The sequence below is a fragment of the Cyclobacterium sp. SYSU L10401 genome (genome assembly GCF_010993705.1).
GTDB lineage: Bacteria > Bacteroidota > Bacteroidia > Cytophagales > Cyclobacteriaceae > Cyclobacterium.
Map to the genome: position 1 here is coordinate 682,212 of NZ_WOFO01000003.1, position 23,521 is coordinate 705,732.

Here is a 23,521-nt window from a genome sequence, read left to right on the forward strand (position 1 = left end):
TTTAATGAATAAACCTAGCAGGGAAGAAGCAGAAAAACGGATAGTAGCATTGACGGAATCCATCAACTATCACAATCACCTGTACTATCAGGAAGATCGGTCTATTATCAGTGATTTTGAATTTGATCAGCTTTTGGAAGAGCTGATTGCTTTGGAAAACCATTACCCGGAACTTAAGAAAGCCGACAGTCCATCGCAACGGGTTGGAGGTAGCATTACCAAAAATTTTGAAACGGCCACACATGCCGTGCGGATGCTTTCCCTGGGCAATACCTATTCCAAAGAGGAGCTGATGGCATTCGACGAACGGGTAGCCAAAGGTCTGGGGCACAGGGATTATGAATATTTTTGCGAATTAAAATTCGACGGGGTGGCCATTAGTATGGTCTACCAACAAGGTGAACTCATCCGTGCAGTCACCAGGGGGGATGGCTATAAGGGTGACGTGGTGACTGAAAATGTCAAAACTATCCGTACCGTTCCCTTAAGCATTCAGGCAAAAGAAGGGCTTCCGCCCTATTTGGAGGTACGTGGAGAAATTTTTTTACCTAAAAGTGGCTTCGAAAAAATAAATCAAGTCAGAAAGAGCAAGGGAGAAAACCTGCTGGCCAACCCAAGAAATGCTGCTTCCGGGACCTTAAAAATGCAGGATTCCGCCGTTGTAGCTAAAAGGAAATTGAACTGTTACGTCTATCAATTGATAGCAGATGACCTGTCCCTGTCTAAACAAGATGAAGCCATTGAAAAGCTCAGGCAATGGGGCTTCAATGTCTCCCCTACTTACCGGAATTGCCAAAACCTGGACGAGGTATTGGCCTACATCGATGAATGGAGGGACAAAAGACAGGATTTACCCGTAGAAACTGATGGCGTGGTGCTCAAGGTAAACGATTACCGGCAGCAGGAAGAGTTGGGATTTACTGCCAAAATCCCCAGGTGGGCCATTGCCTATAAATACCAGGCTGAAAGTGCGGCGGCAACTTTACTCTCCATAACCTACCAGGTTGGTAGAACGGGAGCCATTACCCCGGTGGCCAACCTTTCTCCGGTTTCTCTGGCAGGGACCACCGTAAAAAGGGCTTCCCTGCACAATGCCAATGAAATTGAAAGGCTGGATTTGCATGAAGGAGATACGGTGCTGGTCGAAAAGGGAGGGGAAATCATTCCAAAAATTACCCAGGTAGTAAGCGAGCGCAGAAATAGAAACAGTAAACCAATAGCCTATATTGATACCTGTCCGGAATGTGGTACACTCCTGGAACGAAAAGAGGGCGAAGCCAAGCACTTTTGCCCAAATGAAGCCGGTTGCCCGCCCCAGGTATTGGGAAGGATAGAACATTTTGTTTCTAAAAGGGCCATGGACATCGACTCCCTGGGCACGGAAAGGCTACGTGCCCTGGTACAACAAGGTTATGTAAAGGACCCCGCCGACCTCTATAGCTTACCTGAAAAAAGAGACGATTTATTGGGCTTGGAAATTTCTGATGATCAATACACCAAAAACAGTGATGGATACCTATACGTAAGCCTTAAAAAATGCCTGTACGCACTTACTCATCAAGTCACCTTAAAAGAGATTGAAGAATTTTTGCAGTTTCACGAAACAGCAGAGCAAAGTGAAAAAATCGCTCTTTTTTTGGATACCCATCAAAAAACGGGGAAAAAAACCAATGAAAGTGAGCGATGGCTTTCAAGGCTACTTGAAATGATCCAAAAGCAAACCCTGGACCATGTAGATGATTTTGTGCCAGTCGCTTATGTCCTGGCTGTACTCCTGCCGGAGGCTGGTGCCAGTGTAGAGGATTTGTTGAAGCTTTCCAAAAACAAAAGTAGCCTTCATGACCTGATCATTCATGGAGGCCTGGAGGTTCCAGAGCAGGCAAAAGATCAAATCAATAAACTCAAGGGAAGTACCTTTCAGGAGGGTGTGATTAAAAATATGATGGAAGGCATTCAACATTCCCTATCCCAACCGTTTCCAAAGGTTTTGTTTGCTTTGGGTATTAGAAATATTGGTGAAAATACCGCCATTTTATTGGCCAGGCATTTTAAAAATATTGATGAGCTTGAAAATGCAACAGACGATACACTTTTGCAAATCAATGGTGTAGGTGAAACCCTGGTTCATAGCATCAGGTCATTTTTTGCCCTTGAAAAAAACAAGTCGATCATCCATCGTTTGAAAGAAAAGGGGCTCCATTTTGAATTATTTGAGGAGGAAATAAAGCAGGAAAGCGATAAACTGGCAGGCAAAAGGATACTTGCATCCGGAAAATTAAACCATTTCAAACGGGATGAAATCATTGATTTCATTGAATCCCATGGCGGAACCTACAGTAAATCAGTATCAAAAAATCTGGACTTCATCATTGAAGGAGAAGATATGGGGCCAAGCAAGAAAGAAAAAGCAGTGAATTTAGGCATTCCTTTGATTACCGAGGAAGAATTCCTTAAGATGTGTTCAACCAAATAGATTTATAAAAAGACCGACCATGAAATGGATAAGGGAATATTTTGTGAAAAATGCTTTGGAGAAGCCAAAGAAAAAGAAGGCCCAAAAGTCCATCTTCCTGCATATAGAGAACATTAAAACAATTGGGCTGTTAGCCAACAACAAAGAAGAGATTGAAAAATTAACGGAAGTGATTCATGATCACCTGAACAAAGACATCAAGGTGGTGGGAAATTATTATGATGAAAAATCTGAGGATGAACAGGCATTTTCCTATAAAGATTTTACTTTATTTGGTAAACCAGGAGAAAAACTGAATCAATTACTTTCCCTTAAACCAGATTTGATTATTTTTACTTCTGAGAAACTGAATTATTTTACCCTCTATCTGCTACAGCTACAATCAGCATCATATAGTATGGGGTTCTTCAGTGATGAGTTAAAGCCCTATTTGGACCTGATGTTAAATAAGGAGGAAAAAGATATCCAATCAGGTACGGCATTATTGATAAAATATTTAAAGCAGATCAATTAATACAATGGAAAAATTTAAAGGTACCGGTGTAGCATTGGTAACGCCTTTTAATGAAGACGGATCTATCGACTTCCCGGCTTTGGAAAAGGTCATTGAGCATGTGATTCACGGCAATGTGGATTACCTGGTAGTTCAGGGTACCACGGGAGAATCTGCTACTTTATCCGGAACTGAAAAAAAGCAAGTGCTGGCATTCACCAGAAAAATTAATCGATCCAGACTTCCTATCGTATACGGGCTTGGAGGAAATAACACCCAATCGGTCCTGGATGAAATGGATTCCATCGATTTTTCGGAAATAGATGCCATACTATCGGTAAGCCCTTACTACAACAAACCCAGTCAGGAAGGTATCGTGGCCCATTACCGGGCCATAGCGGATCGCTGTCCAGTACCGGTGATTCTCTATAATGTACCCGGAAGAACCGCCTCGAATTTAACCTTCCAAACCAGTCTTCAACTTGCCCAACACCCCAATATAATTGGTGTAAAAGAGGCAAGTGGAAACCTGGAGCAATGCATGCGGATAGCAAAGGATAAACCTGAAGACTTTTTATTGATTTCGGGTGATGACATGATCACTACCTTTATGCGCAGCATAGGAGCTGAAGGAGTCATATCAGTAATGGCCAATGCCTACCCTGAAATCATGGGATCCATCATTCATGGCAATGCCACCTATTCCAAAAAAGGAACCTTTAGCCTTCTGGATATAAACCCCTTAATGTATGAGGAAAGTAATCCGGTAGGCGTGAAATGTTTGATGCACCATCTGGGTATCTGTGAGGAACATGTGCGGTTACCGCTGTTAAAAGCTTCTCCGGATTTAAGCCGCAGAATTAAAATGGCCGCAGAAAAAGTCAATACCAAACAATTTTATTCTCCGCATTTGGAGTAAAAAAAAGAGGGCTATAAAAATATAGCCCTCTTTTTTTATTTAAAACTTAAGTATTCTTGATGTCTTGAACTTCTTTTCGGATATCCTGAGCCAAATTTTTTAAATCTTGCATGCCCTTTCTCACTCGGGTACCAGCTGCCTGATTCTTCTTATCGTAGAATTTTTCAAAATCAGCTTCCAGCGACATAATAAGATCCTTGATTTCACTAAATCTGTTCATAATTAAAAGTTAATTAAGGTTGATGATGAGATTAATTTTTGATTCAATATAGTTAAAATGTTTATAAATCTACAGTTATTGCCGTTTTTTCTCCATTTATTCTCCAAAAGAAGTGGCAAGGGCCGTGGTTTTGTAAAACCCACTGCTCAATTTATCCTTGATCGCTTCAAAAGCAGCAATGGTTTCTTCCACGTCTGCCAGGGAATGCACTGCTGTTGGAATCAATCGCAATATAATCATTCCTTTAGGAATGACAGGATAAATAACCACAGAACAGAAAATATTATAATTTTCTCTCAGGTCCTTACTTAAGGTAGCTGCCTCTCCTACTGTTCCGTTCAATACTACCGGTGTTACCGGAGAGTTGGTTTTCCCTATGCTAAAACCTTTTTCCTTTAATCCGTTTTGCAAGGCATTAACAATCTTCCACAGATTTTCCCTGAATTCCGGCCTGCTTTTCAGCATCTCTAAACGCTTCAATCCACCTTCAACCATAATTAAAGGTAGGGCTTTGGCAAATATTTGAGAGCGCATGTTATATTTTAGATAATGTATTATTTTTTCATCTCCCGCAATAAATGCACCAATACTGGCCATAGATTTGGCAAAAGTAGAAAAATAAAGATCCACCTGCTCTTGTACACCTTGTTCTTCACCGCTGCCTGCTCCGGTTTTTCCCATGGTACCAAAACCGTGGGCATCGTCCACTAAAAGCCTGAATTGGTATTTCTCTTTGAAGGAAACAATTTCCTTAAGCTTCCCCATGTCACCAGTCATCCCGAATACGCCTTCGGTAATCACCAGAATACCTCCTCCAGTTTCACGGCTAAGCTTGTCTGCTCTAAAAAGCTGCTTTTCAAAGCTTTCCATATCATTGTGGGGAAAAACAAAGCGCTTGCCCATATGCATTCTCAGTGCATCAATGATACAGGCATGACATTCTCCATCATATACAATCACATCTTTCCGATCGATGAGAGAATCTATCACGCTCATGATACCCTGGTACCCATAATTAAGCAAATAGGCCTTTTCCTTCCCTACAAACTCCGCCAGCTCATTTTCCAGTTTTTCATGAAGATCTGTATTTCCAGACATCATTCTTGCTCCCATCGGATAAGCTGCCCCCCATTTTCTGGCGGCTTCCTCATCTGCTTTTCTGACTTCAGGGTGGTTTCCCAGACCCAGGTAATTATTGAGACTCCAGGTCAGTACTTCTTTTCCCATGAACTTCATTCGGGGAGCAATTTCCCCTTCAAGCTTGGGAAACATAAAATAACCTTCTGATATTTCAGAATGCTTTCCTAAGGGGCCCAGATTTGTATTCAGTTTTTCAAATATATCCAACTTGTAACTACTTTACTGTATAACAAATATCTTTTAGATCGATTATTTAAACCCTCAAAAGTAATGTTTTTAAGTGGTATCCCCAAAATTAAAGGGACTTTTGGTAAATCCTTTCTTTTATAGAACAGATTTGCTTATTTCGTAATGAACCATAAAAACCGGGACTGTGAAAATAAAAAAACTATTGGTAGCCAATCGGGGAGAAATCAGTCTTCGGATCATGCGGACAGCCAAAGAAATGGGTATCAAGACCCTGGCCATTTATAGTGAAGCGGATTTTACGGCACCTCATGTGAGGTTTGCAGACCAGGCTGTCTGTATAGGTCCTTCTCAGGCATCCAAATCTTATTTAAACCAGGAGCTCATCATTCAGACGGCAAAAAAGTTTGAAGCGGATGCCATACATCCTGGATACGGTTTTCTGTCGGAAAATGCTGGTTTTGCCCAAAAAGTGAAAGCAGCAGGTTTGGTGTTTATCGGACCCAGTCCGGAAGCCATTTCCATAATGGGGGATAAACTGGCTGCCAAAAAAGCGGTGGCTTCATTTGATATTCCATTGGTTCCCGGCACTACCCATTCAGTACAAGACATTGAAGAAGCAGAAAAAGCTGCCAGTAAAATAGGCTTTCCATTAATGATCAAAGCAAGTGCCGGAGGAGGAGGAAAAGGCATGCGCATTGTTCATGATCCGGCAGATTTAAAGGAAGAATTGGCAAGGGCCATGGGAGAGGCCAAAAGTGCATTTGGAGACCCTGCCGTGTTTCTAGAAAAGTTTATCCGGTCCCCCAAACATGTGGAAATTCAGATCCTGGCAGACCAACAAGGAAATACCATCCATTTGTTCGACCGGGAATGTTCTGTACAACGCCGGCACCAGAAAGTAATTGAAGAGGCCCCCTCCCCTTCCATAAGCCCGGAGACAAGAAGGGCAATGGGACAAGCCGCGATAAAGGTAGCCAAAGCCTGCGATTATACCGGGGCAGGTACAGTAGAATTCATATTAGACAACGAGCAGCATTTCTATTTTCTGGAAATGAATACCAGGCTCCAGGTAGAACACCCGGTAACGGAATGCATCACCGGCATAGACCTGGTAAAAGCTCAAATCAATATAGCTAAGGGAAATGCCCTACCCTGGAGCCAAAATGATATACAAATCAGGGGATGGGCCATGGAAATAAGGATTTATGCGGAGGATCCGAAAAATCAATTTTTACCGGATACCGGATCATTAAAACACTTCCAGAAACCCGAGGGGCCTGGGGTAAGGGTAGATAGCGGATACGAAGAAGGTATGGAAATCCCTATTTATTATGACCCCCTGATAGCCAAATTAATTGTATATGGTGAGGACAGGTCCCATACAATTGCTAAAATGAAACGAGCCATTGATGAATTTCATATTTTAGGTGTCAAAAACACCCTCAGCTTTTGTGGCTGGGTCATGCAACAGCAAGCATTTGTGGACAGCACCTTTACCACCCATTTTATCGATCAGTATTTTAAACCCGAATCGCTGGATAAGGACCCGGACATGGAAGAAAAGGAAGCCGTCGCCTTTTTCGTTTCAGACTACCTGAACATTCCCGCAGAAAAAAAATTGCCCCTTGGATCCAATGGCCTGCCTTCCAAATGGAAGAGAAGAAACAACATATAACCTGAGCGACTTGGAAATCCCCAACAAAAATATAATCCTAGCCTCCAAATCCCCGAGAAGGCAACAACTCTTGAGGGATTTGGGTCTTTGTTTTACCACAAAAGCAATGGATACGGATGAATCCTTTCCAGACAGCCTGCCCTTGCCCGAAGTAGCAGCCTACCTGGCGGACAAAAAAGCCAGGGCCTTTTTGCCCTACCTGTACGATGAAGATTTATTGATCACTGCAGACACGGTAGTATTGGTAGAAGACACCATTTTGAACAAACCTCATGATGAAAACGAAGCCAGAGAAATGCTGGAACTGATACAGGGCAAAAGCCATCAGGTAGTCACCGGCGTTTGCCTGATGGATTTGGAACATCAAATCCTCTTTTCAGATACCACCTCAGTACGTTTTTCGAATTTGGATACTTTCGAAATCAACCACTACATTAAAAATTTCAAGCCATTCGACAAAGCTGGTGCCTATGGCATTCAGGACTGGATTGGATTGATCGGTATCAATAGCATAGAGGGGTCGTATTATACCGTTATGGGATTACCGGTACATAAACTATATGCCCACCTGAAATCAAACTACGAGTTGAAGTACTGAAACGTTTCTCTTTGTGTAAGCTCAGGAGGTGATTTTTTTCGAAAATGTTTTCAGGATTTTATCAACCGAGGTCTTAAGATTTTTACTTTTTTGCTGTGGTTTGTTAATTTCTCCCACAGCACTGATACGCATCACCACCTTGTCCTGTCTGGTATCAATAAAATCCACTACCAATTCCCCCATGTCGTAGTTTTCTACCCTGAAACTACCGGTGTTTGGTCCCCATGGCATCATCCATGGGTTGTACATGCCCCAACCATAAATAGGGCTCATCATTGGCATGGAGTTCACCTCTTTTTGCCGGTCAGTAAGATTGGTATTATACCTTAAAATCAAATCGGGCTGCTCTACATTCTGCTCAAAACCAAAACTTTTCATGCCTTCAGTGAGGCTATTTTGCAGGTTGTCCTCCAGGACAGGCGAGTCAAAGGCATCCTTGTCATAATATTGATTGATGACATAGAATGTTTTGTAATCCTCCATATTGGCCACCTCGTTTTTCTCCAGGAAAACCCTGACGGGACTACAGGAAGACATCCAGAAAATACCCAACAAGATGAATATGCTGCATGTATATTTCATATTTTGCACCTTAATTTCTACCTTCAAGACGTAATTAAAACAGGTAATGTTGTAAGATTTTTAATAAAAATGGCATCAGGAAAAATACCTGGCCATAGGTCTAATTGTCCATTTGCTTTCCTCCATTAAGCTATCTGATGCATGGCAAAAAAAATTGATATCAACTGTGATCTGGGAGAAGGGATGCCCTCAGACCCGGACATCATGCCTTATTTAGGCAGCTGCAACATTGCCTGCGGAGGCCATGCCGGAGATGATGCCAGCATCCGGAGGACCATAAGGCTGGCAAAAAAATATCAGGTGAATATAGGGGCGCACCCCTCCTATCCGGATAAGGATCATTTTGGCAGGATTTCATTAGACCTTGATCCGGAGACATTAAAAGCCAGCCTTAAAATGCAAATAGAAAGATTAAAAAATATAGCCGATCAGGAGCAGGTAAATCTCCACCATATAAAATTTCATGGGGCACTCTACCTGGACAGCCTGAACAATCAGGAATTGGCTGACCATCTTGCCAGCTTCCTGCAATCGCATTATCCCACACAACGGATCTATGCTCCCTACGGCTCCCGTATGGCCAGGGCTGCTTTGAAATTAAATATCCCCCTATGCAATGAGGTATTTGCCGACCGGAGGTATGCATCAGCTACACTTTTGCTCCCCAGGAAACATGCCGGGGCTGTTCTGCAAGACTTGCCTGAAATGGAAAAACAGCTTTCCCTTTTGCTGACTGAAGGCAAAGTAGAAACGATAAAAGGAGATATGTATCAAGTCAAGGCAGATACCATTTGTATACATGGAGATCACCCCAAAGCCGTTGAAATAGCTAAAATGGTATCTTCAAATATTTCAGGAAATAAAACCCCTCAGGCATGAGCAACCCGGTAAGATTCTATTCCATAAGTCCTGAGCTCATTGAAGTTCACTGGCCTGAAAAAATTGAAGAGGGGATACTTTTGGAAATCCTGGTTTTCGAAAAAGTCATCATGGAAGAATGGAAAGAAAAAATCCGTTCCATACACCACGGCTATCAGGTCCTTGGCATACAGCTAAAAGAGAATTTTGATGCTCATTCCTGTATGCCATCGCTAAAGGAGTTATGGGAATCATCCCAACAAAATCCGGACCTACTTCCCCAGAGGCAGGAATGGAAATTTCCGGTTTGCTATGACAGGGATTTGGTCCCTGAACTGGACCTTTACCTGGAAAAATCAGGATTGGAGCACACAACTTTTGTTGAGAAACATACTGCCAACGCTTACCTGTTGTATTTTTATGGTTTTTTACCCGGGTTTATGTATTTGGGATGCTTAGATGAGTGCTTACATGTACCAAGAAAAGCCATTCCCGACAAAAAAATTCCAAGCGGTTCCGTAGCTATTGGTGGCAGCCAGACAGGGGTCTATCCCATGGATAGTCCTGGTGGCTGGTACGTGGTAGGCAAAACACCGGTAGGATTTTTTCAAAACGGAGCTCTCAAACTCCCATTTTCAGCAGGAGACAGGATCCGATTTGAGGCCATCACAAGGAAGGAATATGATAAGTTAATAGCCACAGAAAACTTTGACTGGAGAAAAACACCATACCATGGCTAACATACTATTAAAAAAAGCAGGAATCATGACAAGCCTCCAGGATGATGGTAGAACGGGCTTTGCAGCCTTAGGAGTGCCCCAATCTGGCCCGATGGACTCAGACTCCTTTTATTTAGCCAATCACCTGATCAGAAGAGCTGGCGACTCCGCCTGTTTGGAAATTTACATGGGAGGCATTGAAATGGTTTTTAATGCCGACTGTCAGGTGGTTTTTACCGGTGCTGTTGGGGAAATTATTTGCCAGGAGAAAGCCATTTCCGGAAATCAAATCATTTCCATTCCTAAGGGAGCTAAAGTAACCATGAAGCCGCCTGCTAGAGGGCAATGGGCCTATATGGCCATAAACGGGCAGTTTGCTACCGAAAAAATACTCCATAGCCAATCTTTCTATCCTGGGATTACTGAAAAAGGGAAGTTTTCAAACAACGAAAAAATTGAATTTCACCCTGGCAAGGAGACCATTCCCAGGAACAAAGCCAAAATTAAAACACCCGTTTTTCCCGAAATCCAATCCATCGAAGCCTACAGGGGCACTTCCTTTGCGCTGCTGCAAAAAAATCAACAACAATCCCTAAGTCAAGACACTTTTACAATTTCTCAGACCCAAAATCGAATGGGAATACAATTGGAGGAAAGGATGAATAACGATTTCAATGAATTGATTTCATGCCCGGTATATCCCGGAACAGTTCAACTGACACCTTCCGGCAAGTTGCTTGTGCTGATGAAAGATGCACAAGTTACAGGCGGATACCACCGAATCCTGCAAATCAAAAAAAGTTCGCTCTCCAAATTGGCTCAAGTAAGACCGTCAGGAAAGATTCGCTTTAAGTTAATTTCAGACTAAGCTGGTAAAATGCTTTTCTTCTACGGACCGCATAACCTTGAGAATTCAATAAAGCCAGGACGGAAAAGGTTGGGTCGAATTAATTATAATATTTAAAACCAACTCATAAGTACCATTATTAATACACCTTATATTTCAAATATTTTTATCCAATAACGATTTTATCACATATTTTTTTACCCTTATTTTGAATTTAAATGAATAATTTGATAATATTGGTTATTATTTAAACCACTTATACAACTGCACTTTCCAGTAAACCCAAACTGACCAGAATTTATCATCACTTTAACCGCTTTGACAATGATTCATCCAAGAAGGGACTTTATAAAGAAAGTTAGTTTAGCAGCATTGGGTGCCGGATGCATCGGCAATCCAGCATTTTCAGGTACAACAGCAAAAGATGCCGGGTTTTATATTGGAAACCGGGTAAGGTTACCAAAAGTCAAGGTTTCCTCTTCCAGGGTTATCAAGGAAAGCGTTGGTTTGAGACCATTCCGGCGGTCCGGTCCGAGAATAGAAACCCAGGAGCTTGGAAACAAGCTTTTGATTCACAATTACGGCCACGGGGGAAGCGGCTGGTCTCTTTCCTGGGGTTCGGCAATGCTTGCATGTGAATTGCTGCCAAAAGATCCTGACCTGAGCAAAATTGCGGTGATGGGCTGCGGTGTTTTGGGTCTTTCCACGGCCAGAACGCTACAGAGAAAAGGATATGAGGTCATCATCTATACCAAAGACATGTACCCCAATGTCACTTCAGCCATGGCGACCGGAACCTGGTCTCCTTCTCACAAACTCATTGAGACCGATCGGATAACAGAAGCCTTTCAGGAGAAATTTAAAAAAGCCTACTACCACTCCTACCAGACCTACCAACGATTGCTTGGATTAAATCAGGTGGTAGACTGGATGGACAATTACAGCATAAAAAGTAATGATAGGTCTTCAAGGCCCAATCCGGGAGAGCCCTCCATAAAAGACCTGCTGATAACCGAGGAGATGGACTTTTATCCAAAAGGGGAAAGTTTGTCCCGAAGGGAGAACCCTTTCAAATTCAAAAATGTATCCAAAAGCCCCACCAATATTTTCAACATCCCCTCCTATTTGAAAATGCTCAAGGATGATTTTTTACTTGCCGGTGGTAAAATTGCCATCAGGGAATTCAACAGACCGGAAGATGTAGATGCACTACCAGAAAAGTGCATCGTCAATTGTACGGGTTTGGGTGCCTTGAAAATATTTGGAGACAATGACCTGGTACCCGTTTCCGGACAGCTCTGTTTTTTGATCCCCCAACCGGAATTGACCTATAGGGCCAACATGTCAGGCGTTTACTTTATCCCGAGAAGAGATGGTATCATGCTTGGAGGAAATCACATTGAAGGTAATTGGGATACCCGCCCTGACCCCGAAGTAAAAGATAAATTTCTATCAACAGTAGCGGATATGATGGAAGAATTAAAAGGATAAAAAGAGGAAACCCAGGGTTAGGGCCCGTGGGTCTCCTCAGATTGAACTTAGCCACTAACAACTAAATCATTTCAAATCTATGAAAAATTTATCAGAAAAAAATATTTTTAAACCAGGAAGATTGAGGTTCAGGGATATACGAAGCAGCATTCTACTCTTTTTTCAGCTTTTCTCTTCAAAAGGCTTTTCAGCAAACCTGCAAAATTATTTCGGTAGTTTCTATTTCCAAAATAGATAGTTGAAGCATTCCTCTTTATTTTTGGAAAAAAAAATTAACCCGATCAGCTCATGGATTTGCTTAAACTTAAACTATTTGGTGTATTAGTACTTACTCTCATTTGTAATCCAGAGGGAATAGGTCAAACGCAGGAATCTAAAAATCAAGGCATTGCCGCTCTTACCCGGGGTATGGAAAAAATGCCTGGGTTTATTGACCTTTACTGGGATGATCCCAACGGAAAAATCTGGATGGCCATTCCCGAAGGTGGATCAGAAATGCTGTATTACCCCTCATTGGCTGCTGGTCTGGGCTCCAATGATATTGGTCTGGACAGGGGCAGGATATCAGGCGCACATGTAGTGAATTTTATTCCCGCAGGGGAAAAATTACTTCTTCAATCTAATAATTACAAGTACCGGGCATCTGCCTCAAACGTCTTGGAGCAAGCGGCAGTAGATGAATCCTTTGCTGCTTCCATCATCTGGGGTTTTAAAATTGCAGGGCGGGAAAATGATAAGATTCTGGTCGATGCAACTGATTTTTTCCTCCAGGATGCCATTGGTGTGGTTGAAACCATCAAAAGAAATGGACAGGGGAATTATAAGGTAGATCTATCCAGGTCAGCCCTTTTTAAACCACGAACTAAAAGTTTTCCAAAAAATACAGAAATAGAAGCAACCATCACCTTCACCGGAGATCAGGCAGGCAATTACATCCGGCAGATTTTACCCGATCCAAAAGCGATCAGTTTAAGGCTACACCATTCCTTTGTGGCACTGCCGGACAATGACTTTGAAATGAGAAAGTTTGATTCCAGGGCCGGAGTGAATGCCATTAGCTATTATGATTACGCTACCGCCATCAATGAACCGATTGAGAAGCAGTTCATGCGAAGACACCGGCTGGTAAAGAAAAATCCCGATGCCGCACTGAGCGAGGTAGAAAAACCCATTGTCTATTACATTGATCCAGGAACACCAGAACCTATAAAAACCGCCTTAATGGAGGGTACCCTCTGGTGGGCTGAGGCTTTTGAAAAAGCGGGGTTCAAGGATGCTTTTCAGGTAAAACTACTTCCTGAGGATGCAGACCCCATGGATGTGCGGTACCACCTCGTGCAGTGGGTTCACCGCTCCACCAGGGGCTGGTCATATGGTGGTGGGGTGACAGACCCGCGCACAGGCGAAATAATTAAAGGGAAAGTGACTTTAGGCTCGCTAAGGGTCAGGCAGGATTACCTCATTGCACAGGCCCTGGCAGGAAATTTCGATTCCTCAAACCCTGATGATCAAGCCATCATGGATCTGGCACTGGCCAGAATGAGGCAATTGGCAGCGCATGAGGTAGGGCATACGCTGGGATTGCCCCACAATTATATTGCAAGCGCCAAAGGCCGGACTTCGGTCATGGATTATCCCCATCCTGCTGTCAGGATAAAGGATGGTGCCATCGATCTGTCAGATGCCTATGCAGAGGGAATTGGAGACTGGGACATAGCCGCCATCAAAATGGCCTATGCCAGCCTGCCAGAGGGAATGGATGAACAAGCTGCCCTCAATCAATGGATAGCAGCGTACCGGCAGAATGGCCTGGATTTTCTGGCTGACCAGGATGCCAGACCTGCAGGCTCAGCGCATCCGGAGACCCATTTATGGGATAATGGATCGGATCCGGTAGCAGAACTCCAGCAAACATTGGCCATTAGAAAAATGGTGTTGGCTGATTTCGGACCCAATAAAATTCCCGATGGAACCGCTTTGGCCAGGCTGGAAGAATTGTTGGTTCCCGTTTACATGTACCACCGCTACCAGGTAGAGGCAGCCTCCAAGGTAGTGGGGGGAGTGAATTATACCTACACGGTGAAAGGTGACCAAAGGGAAAAGCACCAAACCATTCCCAGGAAAGTTCAGGAAAATGCCTTGGTTCAGATATTAGAAATCCTACAACCTGAAACGCTGGCTTTACCGGAACAAATCCTGAACCACCTGCCGCCCAGACCCTTTGGTTATAATCCCAATCCAAGAGAAACCTTCCAAAGGAAGACCGGATTGGTTTTTGATCCTTTAAGCCCTGCGGAAATTGCTGCTCACCACTGCCTATCCCTGCTCTTTCATTCCGAAAGGGCCTCCCGCCTGGTCAGCCAAAAAGCCCTGGACCCCAGTCAAATCGGCTTGGAAGAAATGATCGAACATGTAATGGAGGCCAGCTGGAAAGCCCCGGCCCAAACAGGATATGCCGCTGAGATCAAAAGATCGGTTGAAAAATTGGTCTTGCAGCATTTGATGCAGCTCGGAACTGATCAATCCACTTCAGCCCAGGTAAGGGCCATCGCCTTAATGAAAGCCAGTGAGCTCAGCGACTGGATAAAAGCGCAGGAACCTTCAGATTTTTCTCAAAAAGCGCATTATGCCTTTTGCGGAAAACAAATCAGCCAATTTGAAGATCATCCGGCTGATGAGATCATGCTATTAAAGCCCCTGCCTGCCCCGGATGGAGCACCTATAGGACAGATGGAAGAAAACTGGTTGTCGCCAGTCTGCCGGACAGAAAATTACTGACCATTAACTAGGGTTAATTTTTTAATCTTTAATAAGTTGGAAAGAAAAAGAGGAGGTATTTTACCTCCTCCTTTTTTTACCCTGACTGCTTCCATAAAAGCTGCTTGATGGAGCTTTAGCAGGACAAAATCAGAAAGTGAATTGAACAGACTTTCAATCCTGGTCCCGAAAAAATTCGGTATTTAAATTCATAAAGGGTAGATTAGTATCAAATTTGCTTGAAATTAAACGCTACAATTTTTACCTATGAAAGCATCAGATTTATTTGTCAAAGCCCTGGAAAAGGAAGGGGTGGAATATATTTTCGGCGTCCCCGGAGAAGAAAACCTGGATTTACTGGAATCCCTTAGTAAATCAAGCATCAAATTGATTCTTACCCGGCATGAGCAGGGGGCCGGGTTTATGGCCGCCACTTACGGCAGGCTCACCGGCAAACCTGGCGTCTGTCTGGCCACTCTTGGGCCAGGCGCCACCAATCTGGTCACACCGGCTGCCTATGCCCAGCTGGGTGCCATGCCCATGATGATGATTACCGGCCAAAAACCCATCAAAAAAAGCAAGCAGGCGCGTTTTCAAATCATTGATGTGGTAGACATGATGCGACCCATCACCAAATACACCAAACAGATCGTCAACAGCAGCGTGATTGCCTCCAATATCCGGGAGGCCTTCCGACTGGCCACAGAGGAAAGGCCGGGTGCCGTACACCTGGAATTGCCCGAGGACATTGCTCAGGAAGAGACAGATGACACCGTCTTTGAGGTAGTCGGCCATATCATTCCCAAGCCGGATGATAAGGCCATTGATGAGGCGGTATCCATGATCAAAAAAGCCAAAATGCCCCTGCTTCTAATAGGAGCGGGCGCCAATAGGAAAATTACCTGCCAGGCCCTGGTCAAATTTGTGGATGAATCAGGTATTTATTTCTTTACCACCCAGATGGGCAAAGGGGTAATCGATGAAAGGCATCCCCAATACCTGGGTACGGCCGCCCTTTCCAGCAATGACTTCCTGCATGCCGCCCTGGATGCATCCGACCTGATCATCAATGTGGGACATGATGTAATCGAAAAACCACCCTTCTTTATGAAACAGGGAGGTAAAAAGGTCATCCATGTCAACTTTGCACCTGCAGAGGTGGACCCGGTCTATTTTCCACAACTCAATGTGGTAGGAGACATTACCAGCTCCGTGGAAAAACTGACAGAAAAAATCACCAAAACCGATAACTGGGATTTTTCCTATTATAAAAAAGTCAAAAATGAGGTGGCAGGACACCTTTCCAAATATTTTGAAGACGAACGCTTCCCTACCCTGCCCCAGCGCCTGGTCAACCTGTTGCGCAAAAAGCTGGGAGAAAAAGATGTGATCACCCTGGACAATGGGGTATATAAAATCTGGTTTGCCCGAAATTATACCTGCTACCAGCCCAAAACCCTGCTATTGGACAATGCCCTTGCTTCCATGGGTGCCGGATTGCCTTCCGCCATGACGGTTAACCTGCTTTATCCCGATAAAAAAGTAGTGGCCGTAGTTGGTGATGGAGGTTTTATGATGAATTCCCAGGAACTGGAAACAGCGGTCCGGCTGGGAATGAACCTGGTAGTCATCATCCTCAATGACAAATCCTATGGCATGATCAAGTGGAAGCAGGAAGACATGGGATTTAAAGATTACGGGCTGGACTTCAACAATCCGGATTTTATCCAGTATGCCAACAGCTACGGTGCCCATGGTTACCGGCCGGAAAGCGACAGCGATTTGCAGGAAATCCTGGACAAGAGCCTGAACAGCCCCGGGGTACACGTCATCGACCTGCCGGTGGATTATTCTCTCAACCACCCCATCTTAAATGTAATGTTAAAAGAAAAAACAGCGAAATTATGAGCCATTCCAATACATTAAAAGTGACTTCCCCTTATGACCAGCAATTGATAAAAGAGCTGCCTCTGATGGATAAGGGTGAGGTAGAAAAAACCATCAAAAAGGCCCGTGATCTTTTCCTCAACCAGTCGGGCTGGATCCCAGCATTTAAGCGGATAGAAATTCTGGAAAAAGCCAGGCAAATCATGGAGGGCAAAATTGAAGAGCTGACCAAAACTGCCGCCCAGGAAGGGGGTAAACCCTATAAAGATTCCAAGGTAGAAGTACTCCGGGCCATTAACGGAGTGAAAATCGCCACCGAAGAGATTTCCCAGTTGAGAGGAGAACAGGTACCTATGGGGCTAACAGCTGCCTCGGTAAACCGGCTGGCCTTCACCATCCGGGAACCCATAGGCGTAGTGGTTTCCATATCTGCCTTTAACCACCCATTAAACCTGATCGTACACCAGACCATCACCGCCTTTGCGGCGGGTTGTCCGGTGATCATCAAACCGGCCAGCACTACTCCCCTCTCCTGCCAGGCTTTGGTAGATATTTTAAAAGAGGCCGGGCTGCCGGAAGGTTGGGTGCAAATGGTGCTCTGCACCAATGAGCTGACCGAAAAACTGGCCACTGACCCCAGGGTCAATTTTCTCTCTTTTATTGGCTCAGGAAAAATCGGCTGGTACCTGAAATCCAAATTGGCTCCCGGAACGCGTTGTGCCCTGGAACATGGAGGAGCTGCTCCCGTAATCGTGGAGCCCGACGCTGACCTGGAAGACATGTTGCCCTTGCTGGTAAAAGGTGGCTTTTACCATGCCGGGCAGGTATGTGTATCCGTGCAGAAAGTATTTGTTCATGAAAAAATTGCCAAAAAGCTGGCTCAGGACATGGCTTCTGCGGCCAAAAAATTAAAAGTAGGTGATCCATTGGACGAAGCCACAGAGGTAGGCCCTCTTATCCGCACCGGGGAAGTGGACCGGGTGGAAGAATGGGTCGAAGAGGCGGTAGATAGCGGTGCAGAACTGCTCTGTGGGGGCAAGCGTATCGGTGACACCTGCTTTGAACCCACGGTCTTGTTTAATCCTTCACCTGAAGTAAGGGTTTCGAAGGAAGAAATATTCGGGCCTGTGGTTTGTGTCTATTCCTATTCAGACCGGGACAAGGCCATTGCATTGGCCAACAGCCTGGAATACCATTTTCAGGCAGCTGTCTTTACCAGGGACATCGATCTGGCCCTGGACACGGTTCAAAAGCTCAATGCCACAGCCGTGATGGTCAATGACCACACCGCATTCCGGGTAGACTGGATGCCTTTTGGGGGTCGGGATGCTTCCGGAGAAGGCCTGGGCGGCATCCCCCACTCCATGCAAGACATGACGCGGGAGAAGCTGATGGTTTTCAGGAGCAAAATGTTGCCATAGAAAGGGTTCAAATTAGATTTAAAAGGCTTTTCATCGGAGGATGAGGGGCCTTTTTTTGTGGTAAGAGGCATTGGAGAGGATATGGATAAAAATTTTGGCTAAAGCCAATGAGGCTGACATATCCTTTTTTCCAACAGCTATTTGGCTAATGGGGAAAAAATCCTGGTTCCAAATGATTATTCCTCAATAGGAAATAGCCCATTCCTTGAAATTAAGCCCCCTGAACCCAGGCTTTAGCCGAAATGGATGAAATTGTGAAATTTGGATTCGATAGGTTTATGGATAAAAGGTTTGGCTAAAGCCAATGATGCTGGCATATCCTTATTGCCTACAGCTAAAGCAGTAGGCAATTGATTATAAGACTCCCGGTTCCAAATGGCTACTCCTCAATAGGAAATAGCCCATTCCTTAGAATAGAATCACAATCCCCCGGCTTTAGCCGAAATGGATAAAATAGCGAAATATGGATTAGATAGGTAATGGATAAATGATTTGGTTAAAGCCAATGGGCTGGCATATCCTTGTTGCCTACAGCTATTTGGCTAATGGGTAAAAAATCCTGGTTCGAAAAGATTATTCCTCAATAGGAAATAGCCCATTCCTTGAAATTAAGCCCCCTGAACCCAGGCTTTAGCCGAAATGGATGAAATTGTGAAATTTGGATTTGAAAGGTTATGGATAAAGGGTTTGGCTAAAGCCAATTTGCCTTAAATACCAAGTTGCCTACAGCTAAAGCAGTAGGCAATTCAAGAAAAAATCCTGGTTCTAAATGATTATTTCTCAATAGGAAATAGCCCATTCCCTAAAAATTAAGCATGGTGAATCTGGCTTTAGCCAAAATTATTGAAATGAAAAGCTGTTAATTTTTAAATTAGATTGAGTTAGCAAATTTTCCGAATGATTTATTAAATTAGTATGACCATCATCTGTTTTTAATATGCCATTCGTAAAGGTTTATATCCATTTTATTTGGAGCACCAAAAATCGGGTACCATTCCTTGACTCAAAAAATTTGAGAAGTAAAGTTTGGTCCCATATTAGGGAAAACGCAGTAAAGAAAGGGATTTTTATTGATCACATCAACGGATATTCAGACCATTGTCATTGCCTGGTATCAATGGGTATTGACCAAAACATTCAAAAATTGATGCAATTGATCAAAGGTGAGTCTTCTTTTTGGATCAATAAACACAAACTTACGCGAGCGAAATTTGAATGGCAAGATGAATATTTTGCCATTTCTGTTTCCGAATCCAGGATAGATAAGGTCAGAACATATATTAGAAATCAGGAAGTTCATCATTTAAAAAAAACATTCCAGCAGGAATATGATGAATTTATTGAGAAATATGGATTTGGGCAGTTTAAAGATAAATGATGTAGTCAAGAGACCGGGCATCTCCTTATTGCCTGTTTGGGAAGATTTGGCTAAAGCCAATGAGGTTAACATATCCTGGTTGCCAACAGCTATTTGGCTATTGATTTTAAGCATTCTGGTTCCAAAAGATCATTCCTCAATAGGAAATAGCCCATTCCTTAAAAATTGAGTCCCCTAAATCCTGGCTTTAGCCGAAATGGATAAAATAGCGAAAATTGGATTTGAAAGGTTATCGATAAAAGGTTTGGCTAAAGCCAATTTACCTTAAATACCAAGTTGCCTACAGCTAAAGCAGTAGGCAATTCAAGAAAAAATCCTGGTTCCAAATGATTATTTCTCAATAGGAAATAGCCCATTCCTTGAAATTAAGCCCCCTCAACCCAGGCTTTAGCCAAAATGGATGAAATTGTGAAATTTGGATTCGATAGGTTTATGGATAAAGGGTTTGGCTAAAGCCAATTCTCCTTAAACACTAGGTTGCCCACAGCTAAAGCAGTGGGCAATTGATGAAAAATCCTGGTTTCAAAAAATCAACCCTCAATAGGAATGTGGCTTTAGCCCATTCCCTGGAATTGCGCCTTGTTAACCCAGGCTTTAGCCAAAATGGAGGAATGGCAAATATTCCGGGATTGTGATCGGAATTGAGAGGCCCCTATTTTTACGGCCAGATAGCATATACTTTAAAATTGGAGACATCCCGCCGTTTTTTCTTAACTTGGTATTACGAAAAGAAAACAGCACAACATGCGGCCGGATTAAATCCCAAAGGTCTGAAACAAACAAACCGCCGCACCTGGCATAATTCAAATAGAACAGAATAATCAGAAAAAACCCAAAAAAAATAACCAAATGACCATTAAAGAAATAAAGGAGGAACTAAAAACGGCTAATCATCCCATTGCAAAATCACTCCACCACGGTACCGGATTCAAGGTACTGGTCGTGGGGTTCCTTAAAGGGATGGTTTTAAAAGAACACAAAGCCCATACTGTATCAAAACTAACCGTTTTGGAAGGAGCGGTAATTTACAAAGAAGAAGACAGGGTTTTGGAACTGAAGCAATATGAGGAAGTAGACATTCCCCTTGAAATTACCCATTCGGTGGAGGCAATGGAAGACAGCTTGTGTATTTTATCACAAGGGGAATAACCGCATTAATTTTGCTCATTTGAATATCCCCGTATCAGGCAGGAAAAGCTACAGCTATTCTCCTACCTTAACAATCATTTTGCCTTTATTTTTACCCTCAAATAAATCCAGAAAGGCTTGCGGAATATTGTCGAACCCTTCTACAATGGTTTCGCTGGATTGCAGTTTCCCTTCTTGTAACCAGGCAGCCAATTGCCGGGTTGTCGATGGGAATTTGGAAGCAAAATCGCCGATGATAAATCCCCGCATGGTGGCACTTTTAGTGAGGAGGATCGGCTGCAACCGGGGGCCCATTGGCACCTCTGTCTCGTTGTAGAGCGAGATGGCACCGCAAACAGGCAGTCGTGCAAACTTATTGATATTTGTCAATACCGCATCTGATATCTCCCCGCCAACGTTATCAAAGTAAACATCTACCCCATCAGGACAGGTGCTTTTGATCGCCTTTTTCATATCTGCTGTTGTTTTGTAATTGATGGCATGATCAAAATCAAAAGTCGAGGTAAGTAACTTTACTTTTTCATCATTGCCGGTAATGCCCACCACCTTGCAACCCAGCAGTTTCCCAATCTGTCCGACGACAGATCCTACGGCTCCGGCAGCACCGGAAACCACCAGGGTCTCCCCTTCCTTTGGCTTTCCGATTTCCGTCAAGCCCAAATAAGCGGTAAGCCCTGTCATTCCCAAAATCCCCAAATAACTGGATAGTTTAGCCAGGGAAGGATCTACCTTATTCAGGCCTTTGCCGGTGGAGGTTTGGAATTCCTTCCACGCCAACATGCCAGAGACAAAATCGCCCTTTTTGAAATCCGGAAGGTGGGAGTCCAGCACTTCGGCTATTATTCCGGACTGAATCGGCTTATTTAACGCGAAGGGTGCAACATAGGATTTCGCATCATTCATCCTGCCCCGCAGATAGGGGTCTACCGATACATACAAAGTTTTGAGCAAAAGCTCCCCTTCCTCTGCGGCAGGAACTTCCTCACTTACAGTTTTAAAATTTTCAAGGGTTGGCTTTCCTTGCGGGCGTTTGTGCAAAAGTATGGTCTTGTTCATGTTTTTCAAGTTTCCCTATATGTTGACAAAAATGATACCGCAAGCGGGAAAAGTCCTGGGAATAATTGTCCCCCTTTGACCATATTGAATGTTGCATCAGGTACAACCGAATGAAAAAGAGGCTAGGCGCCCCCTCCTTTTCATTTGTGAAATTCAAATTTGAATGCTTTAAGGATACATGATTTGGCTAAAGCCAATTTTCCTTAAATACCAGGTTGCCCACAGCTAAAGCAGTGGGCAATTGAGGAAAAAAATCCTTGTTTTAAATGATTATTACTCAATTAGGAATGCGGGTTGAATCCATTCCTTTTATGGATGTATATTTTACCTTAGATATGGCCCAGGCGAGTAACAGGCCGGAAATCATGTCCCAGATGCCCCACCATCCGGCGATGATGGCCATGCCTCCCAAACCATCAAAAAAGTTGAAAATCAACACCAAAGCAATGCCTGAATTTTGAATTCCCGTTTCTATGGTGATCGCCTTTTTATCCGGAAGGGATAAGCTAAAAAGTTGTCCCAGGCCATATCCTACGCCATAAGCAAGTGCATTGTGCAAAAACACAATGAGAACAATGAAATGAATGTATTCCAGAAAAATAGCAAAGTTAGCCGCAAAGGCACCCACAATAAAGGCGATAAAAATAAGCATGGAGAGGATGCGAATCGGCTTGCGGATGGTAGCGATTATCTTGGTGAAATAATGATTGAGCAACATGCCCAGCAGCAAAGGGATGCCCACGATCAGCAGTATGGTTTCCAGCATATCCATAAAACTGATGTTAATCTGTGGTAAGGAAGTGCCGCCGCTCAGGTACAGGTTTCCCCAGAAGGTAAAATTGGCCGGAGTAGCGACCACGGCTGCCAGGGTGGCAATGCTGGTCAGGCTCACTGATAAAGCACCATTACCCCCGGCCATCACGGATAACAAATTGGATAGGTTACCTCCTGAGCAGCTGGCTACCAGGAGCATACCCAAAGCTACACTGGGAATAGGGTCAATGAATAAGATCAGCAAATAGGTCAACAGGGGTAAAGCCAGGAATTGGGCCATTAACCCAATAATTAAACTTTTGGGCTTTTGCCATACATTTTTGAAGTCTGATAGGCTTAATTCTATGGCTACACCAAACATGACCAGACCCATACAGATGTTCAGCAGCAGCAGGCTATCCCGGTTAAAATTTAGCCTGATCTCATCTAGTATTTCCATGGTAATTAGCTGTTTTGTTTAAAGATTCTGATAGCAATGGCTTTATTTTTCCTGGCTTCACTATATACTGTACATCCTAGTATGCTGGTGCCAGGCTTTGCCAAAACATGGCAAAGCAGGCTTCCATGATACAAAATAACTTATATTCAGGCAATCTGCTAAAAATATTTACAAGCTATTGTCTTGCAGGCTATAAGTTATGGAAATAATTCTAAAGAAAAGATAGAGAACTATTTTTTTAAAACACCTGGAAAAATAAGAAGGCTTTGGTCAAAATTACTACGCCTCAATAGGAATGCGGCTTTAGCAGAAATGGATAAAATTGTGTAATATGGATTTGAAGGGTTATGGATAAAGGGTTTGGCTAAAGCCAATTTGCCTTAAAAACCCAACATGCCCACAGCTAAAGCAGTGGGCAATTGATTATAAGAATTCTGATTCCAAATGGATACTCCT

At 43.5% G+C, this 23,521-nt stretch carries 19 protein-coding genes; 14 read left to right on the forward strand and 5 right to left on the reverse strand.

The window, feature by feature from the left end; translation table 11 throughout:
* Positions 1-4 precede the first annotated feature (4 nt).
* Genes ligA through dapA form a run of 3 tightly spaced genes read left to right on the forward strand, consistent with a single transcriptional unit; the run spans position 5 to position 3,885 of the window.
* Positions 5-2,473, forward strand: a complete 2,469-nt coding sequence (gene ligA / locus GL182_RS10675) for an NAD-dependent DNA ligase LigA (RefSeq protein WP_163379632.1) — start codon at positions 5-7, stop codon at positions 2,471-2,473.
* A gap of 19 nt (positions 2,474-2,492) precedes the next feature.
* Positions 2,493-2,987, forward strand: coding sequence for a DUF6913 domain-containing protein (locus tag GL182_RS10680; RefSeq protein WP_163379633.1), 495 nt, complete (start codon positions 2,493-2,495; stop codon positions 2,985-2,987).
* A 4-nt stretch (positions 2,988-2,991) separates the two neighbouring features.
* Positions 2,992-3,885 carry a 4-hydroxy-tetrahydrodipicolinate synthase gene (gene dapA / locus GL182_RS10685; RefSeq protein ID WP_163379634.1) on the forward strand — a complete coding sequence of 298 codons (894 nt, stop codon included), beginning with the start codon at positions 2,992-2,994 and terminating at the stop codon, positions 3,883-3,885.
* Positions 3,886-3,931: 46 nt separating this feature from the next.
* On the opposite strand, the gene GL182_RS10690 is transcribed toward dapA, so the two are convergent.
* Both GL182_RS10690 and GL182_RS10695 read right to left on the reverse strand, forming a co-directional pair.
* Entirely contained in the window at positions 3,932-4,105 is a 174-nt protein-coding gene (locus GL182_RS10690) for a histone H1 (protein WP_187357737.1), read from the reverse strand.
* A gap of 96 nt (positions 4,106-4,201) precedes the next feature.
* Positions 4,202-5,452, reverse strand: coding sequence for an aminotransferase class I/II-fold pyridoxal phosphate-dependent enzyme (locus tag GL182_RS10695; protein WP_163379635.1), 1,251 nt, complete (start codon positions 5,450-5,452; stop codon positions 4,202-4,204).
* 166 nt (positions 5,453-5,618) lie between these two features.
* On the opposite strand from GL182_RS10695, the gene accC reads away from it, so the two are divergent.
* Together accC and GL182_RS10705 are read left to right on the forward strand one after the other, a co-directional pair.
* The gene (gene accC / locus GL182_RS10700; RefSeq protein ID WP_163379636.1) at positions 5,619-7,109 is read left to right on the forward strand and encodes an acetyl-CoA carboxylase biotin carboxylase subunit; all 1,491 of its coding nucleotides are present in this window, start codon (positions 5,619-5,621) and stop codon (positions 7,107-7,109) included.
* A complete protein-coding gene (locus GL182_RS10705; protein WP_163379637.1) occupies positions 7,069-7,707 on the forward strand; it encodes a Maf family nucleotide pyrophosphatase in 639 nt (212 codons plus the stop codon). Before accC ends, GL182_RS10705 begins: the two co-directional genes overlap by 41 nt.
* A gap of 21 nt (positions 7,708-7,728) precedes the next feature.
* Here GL182_RS10705 and GL182_RS10710 read toward each other — a convergent pair whose 3' ends face one another.
* On the reverse strand, positions 7,729-8,289 hold the full coding sequence (locus tag GL182_RS10710) for a DUF4136 domain-containing protein (RefSeq protein WP_163379638.1): 561 nt from the start codon (positions 8,287-8,289) through the stop codon (positions 7,729-7,731).
* A gap of 141 nt (positions 8,290-8,430) precedes the next feature.
* Between GL182_RS10710 and pxpA the strand changes: the two genes are divergently transcribed.
* The 9 genes from pxpA to GL182_RS10755 all read left to right on the forward strand — a co-directional run bounded on the left by pxpA (position 8,431) and on the right by GL182_RS10755 (position 20,796).
* Complete coding sequence (pxpA, locus tag GL182_RS10715) at positions 8,431-9,168, forward strand: 5-oxoprolinase subunit PxpA (protein ID WP_163379639.1); 738 nt, start codon at positions 8,431-8,433, stop codon at positions 9,166-9,168.
* Complete coding sequence (locus tag GL182_RS10720; protein WP_163379640.1) at positions 9,165-9,887, forward strand: 5-oxoprolinase subunit B family protein; 723 nt, start codon at positions 9,165-9,167, stop codon at positions 9,885-9,887. The genes pxpA and GL182_RS10720 overlap by 4 nt, the downstream gene beginning before the upstream one ends.
* Positions 9,880-10,734, forward strand: a complete 855-nt coding sequence (locus tag GL182_RS10725; RefSeq protein WP_163379641.1) for a biotin-dependent carboxyltransferase family protein — start codon at positions 9,880-9,882, stop codon at positions 10,732-10,734. Before GL182_RS10720 ends, GL182_RS10725 begins: the two co-directional genes overlap by 8 nt.
* Before the next feature lie 303 nt (positions 10,735-11,037).
* The gene (locus GL182_RS10730; protein ID WP_163379642.1) at positions 11,038-12,204 is read left to right on the forward strand and encodes an FAD-dependent oxidoreductase; all 1,167 of its coding nucleotides are present in this window, start codon (positions 11,038-11,040) and stop codon (positions 12,202-12,204) included.
* Between the two features lie 288 nt (positions 12,205-12,492).
* On the forward strand, positions 12,493-14,982 hold the full coding sequence (locus GL182_RS10735; RefSeq protein WP_240469776.1) for a zinc-dependent metalloprotease: 2,490 nt from the start codon (positions 12,493-12,495) through the stop codon (positions 14,980-14,982).
* Positions 14,983-15,228: 246 nt separating this feature from the next.
* Positions 15,229-16,869 carry an acetolactate synthase large subunit gene (locus GL182_RS10740; RefSeq protein ID WP_163379643.1) on the forward strand — a complete coding sequence of 547 codons (1,641 nt, stop codon included), beginning with the start codon at positions 15,229-15,231 and terminating at the stop codon, positions 16,867-16,869.
* Positions 16,866-18,269, forward strand: a complete 1,404-nt coding sequence (locus GL182_RS10745; RefSeq protein WP_163379644.1) for an aldehyde dehydrogenase family protein — start codon at positions 16,866-16,868, stop codon at positions 18,267-18,269. The genes GL182_RS10740 and GL182_RS10745 overlap by 4 nt, the downstream gene beginning before the upstream one ends.
* 937 nt (positions 18,270-19,206) lie before the next feature.
* Positions 19,207-19,647 (forward strand): IS200/IS605 family transposase, encoded by a 441-nt coding sequence (gene tnpA / locus GL182_RS10750; protein ID WP_163379645.1) that lies wholly within the window; start codon positions 19,207-19,209, stop codon positions 19,645-19,647.
* A gap of 849 nt (positions 19,648-20,496) precedes the next feature.
* Positions 20,497-20,796, forward strand: coding sequence for a hypothetical protein (locus tag GL182_RS10755; RefSeq protein ID WP_163379646.1), 300 nt, complete (start codon positions 20,497-20,499; stop codon positions 20,794-20,796).
* A 54-nt stretch (positions 20,797-20,850) separates the two neighbouring features.
* Here the strand turns inward: GL182_RS10755 and GL182_RS10760 are convergent, their stop codons facing one another.
* Both GL182_RS10760 and GL182_RS10765 read right to left on the reverse strand, forming a co-directional pair.
* On the reverse strand, positions 20,851-21,852 hold the full coding sequence (locus GL182_RS10760) for an NADP-dependent oxidoreductase (protein WP_163379647.1): 1,002 nt from the start codon (positions 21,850-21,852) through the stop codon (positions 20,851-20,853).
* Between the two features lie 277 nt (positions 21,853-22,129).
* Positions 22,130-23,065 carry a bile acid:sodium symporter family protein gene (locus GL182_RS10765; protein WP_163379648.1) on the reverse strand — a complete coding sequence of 312 codons (936 nt, stop codon included), beginning with the start codon at positions 23,063-23,065 and terminating at the stop codon, positions 22,130-22,132.
* Positions 23,066-23,521 lie beyond the last annotated feature (456 nt).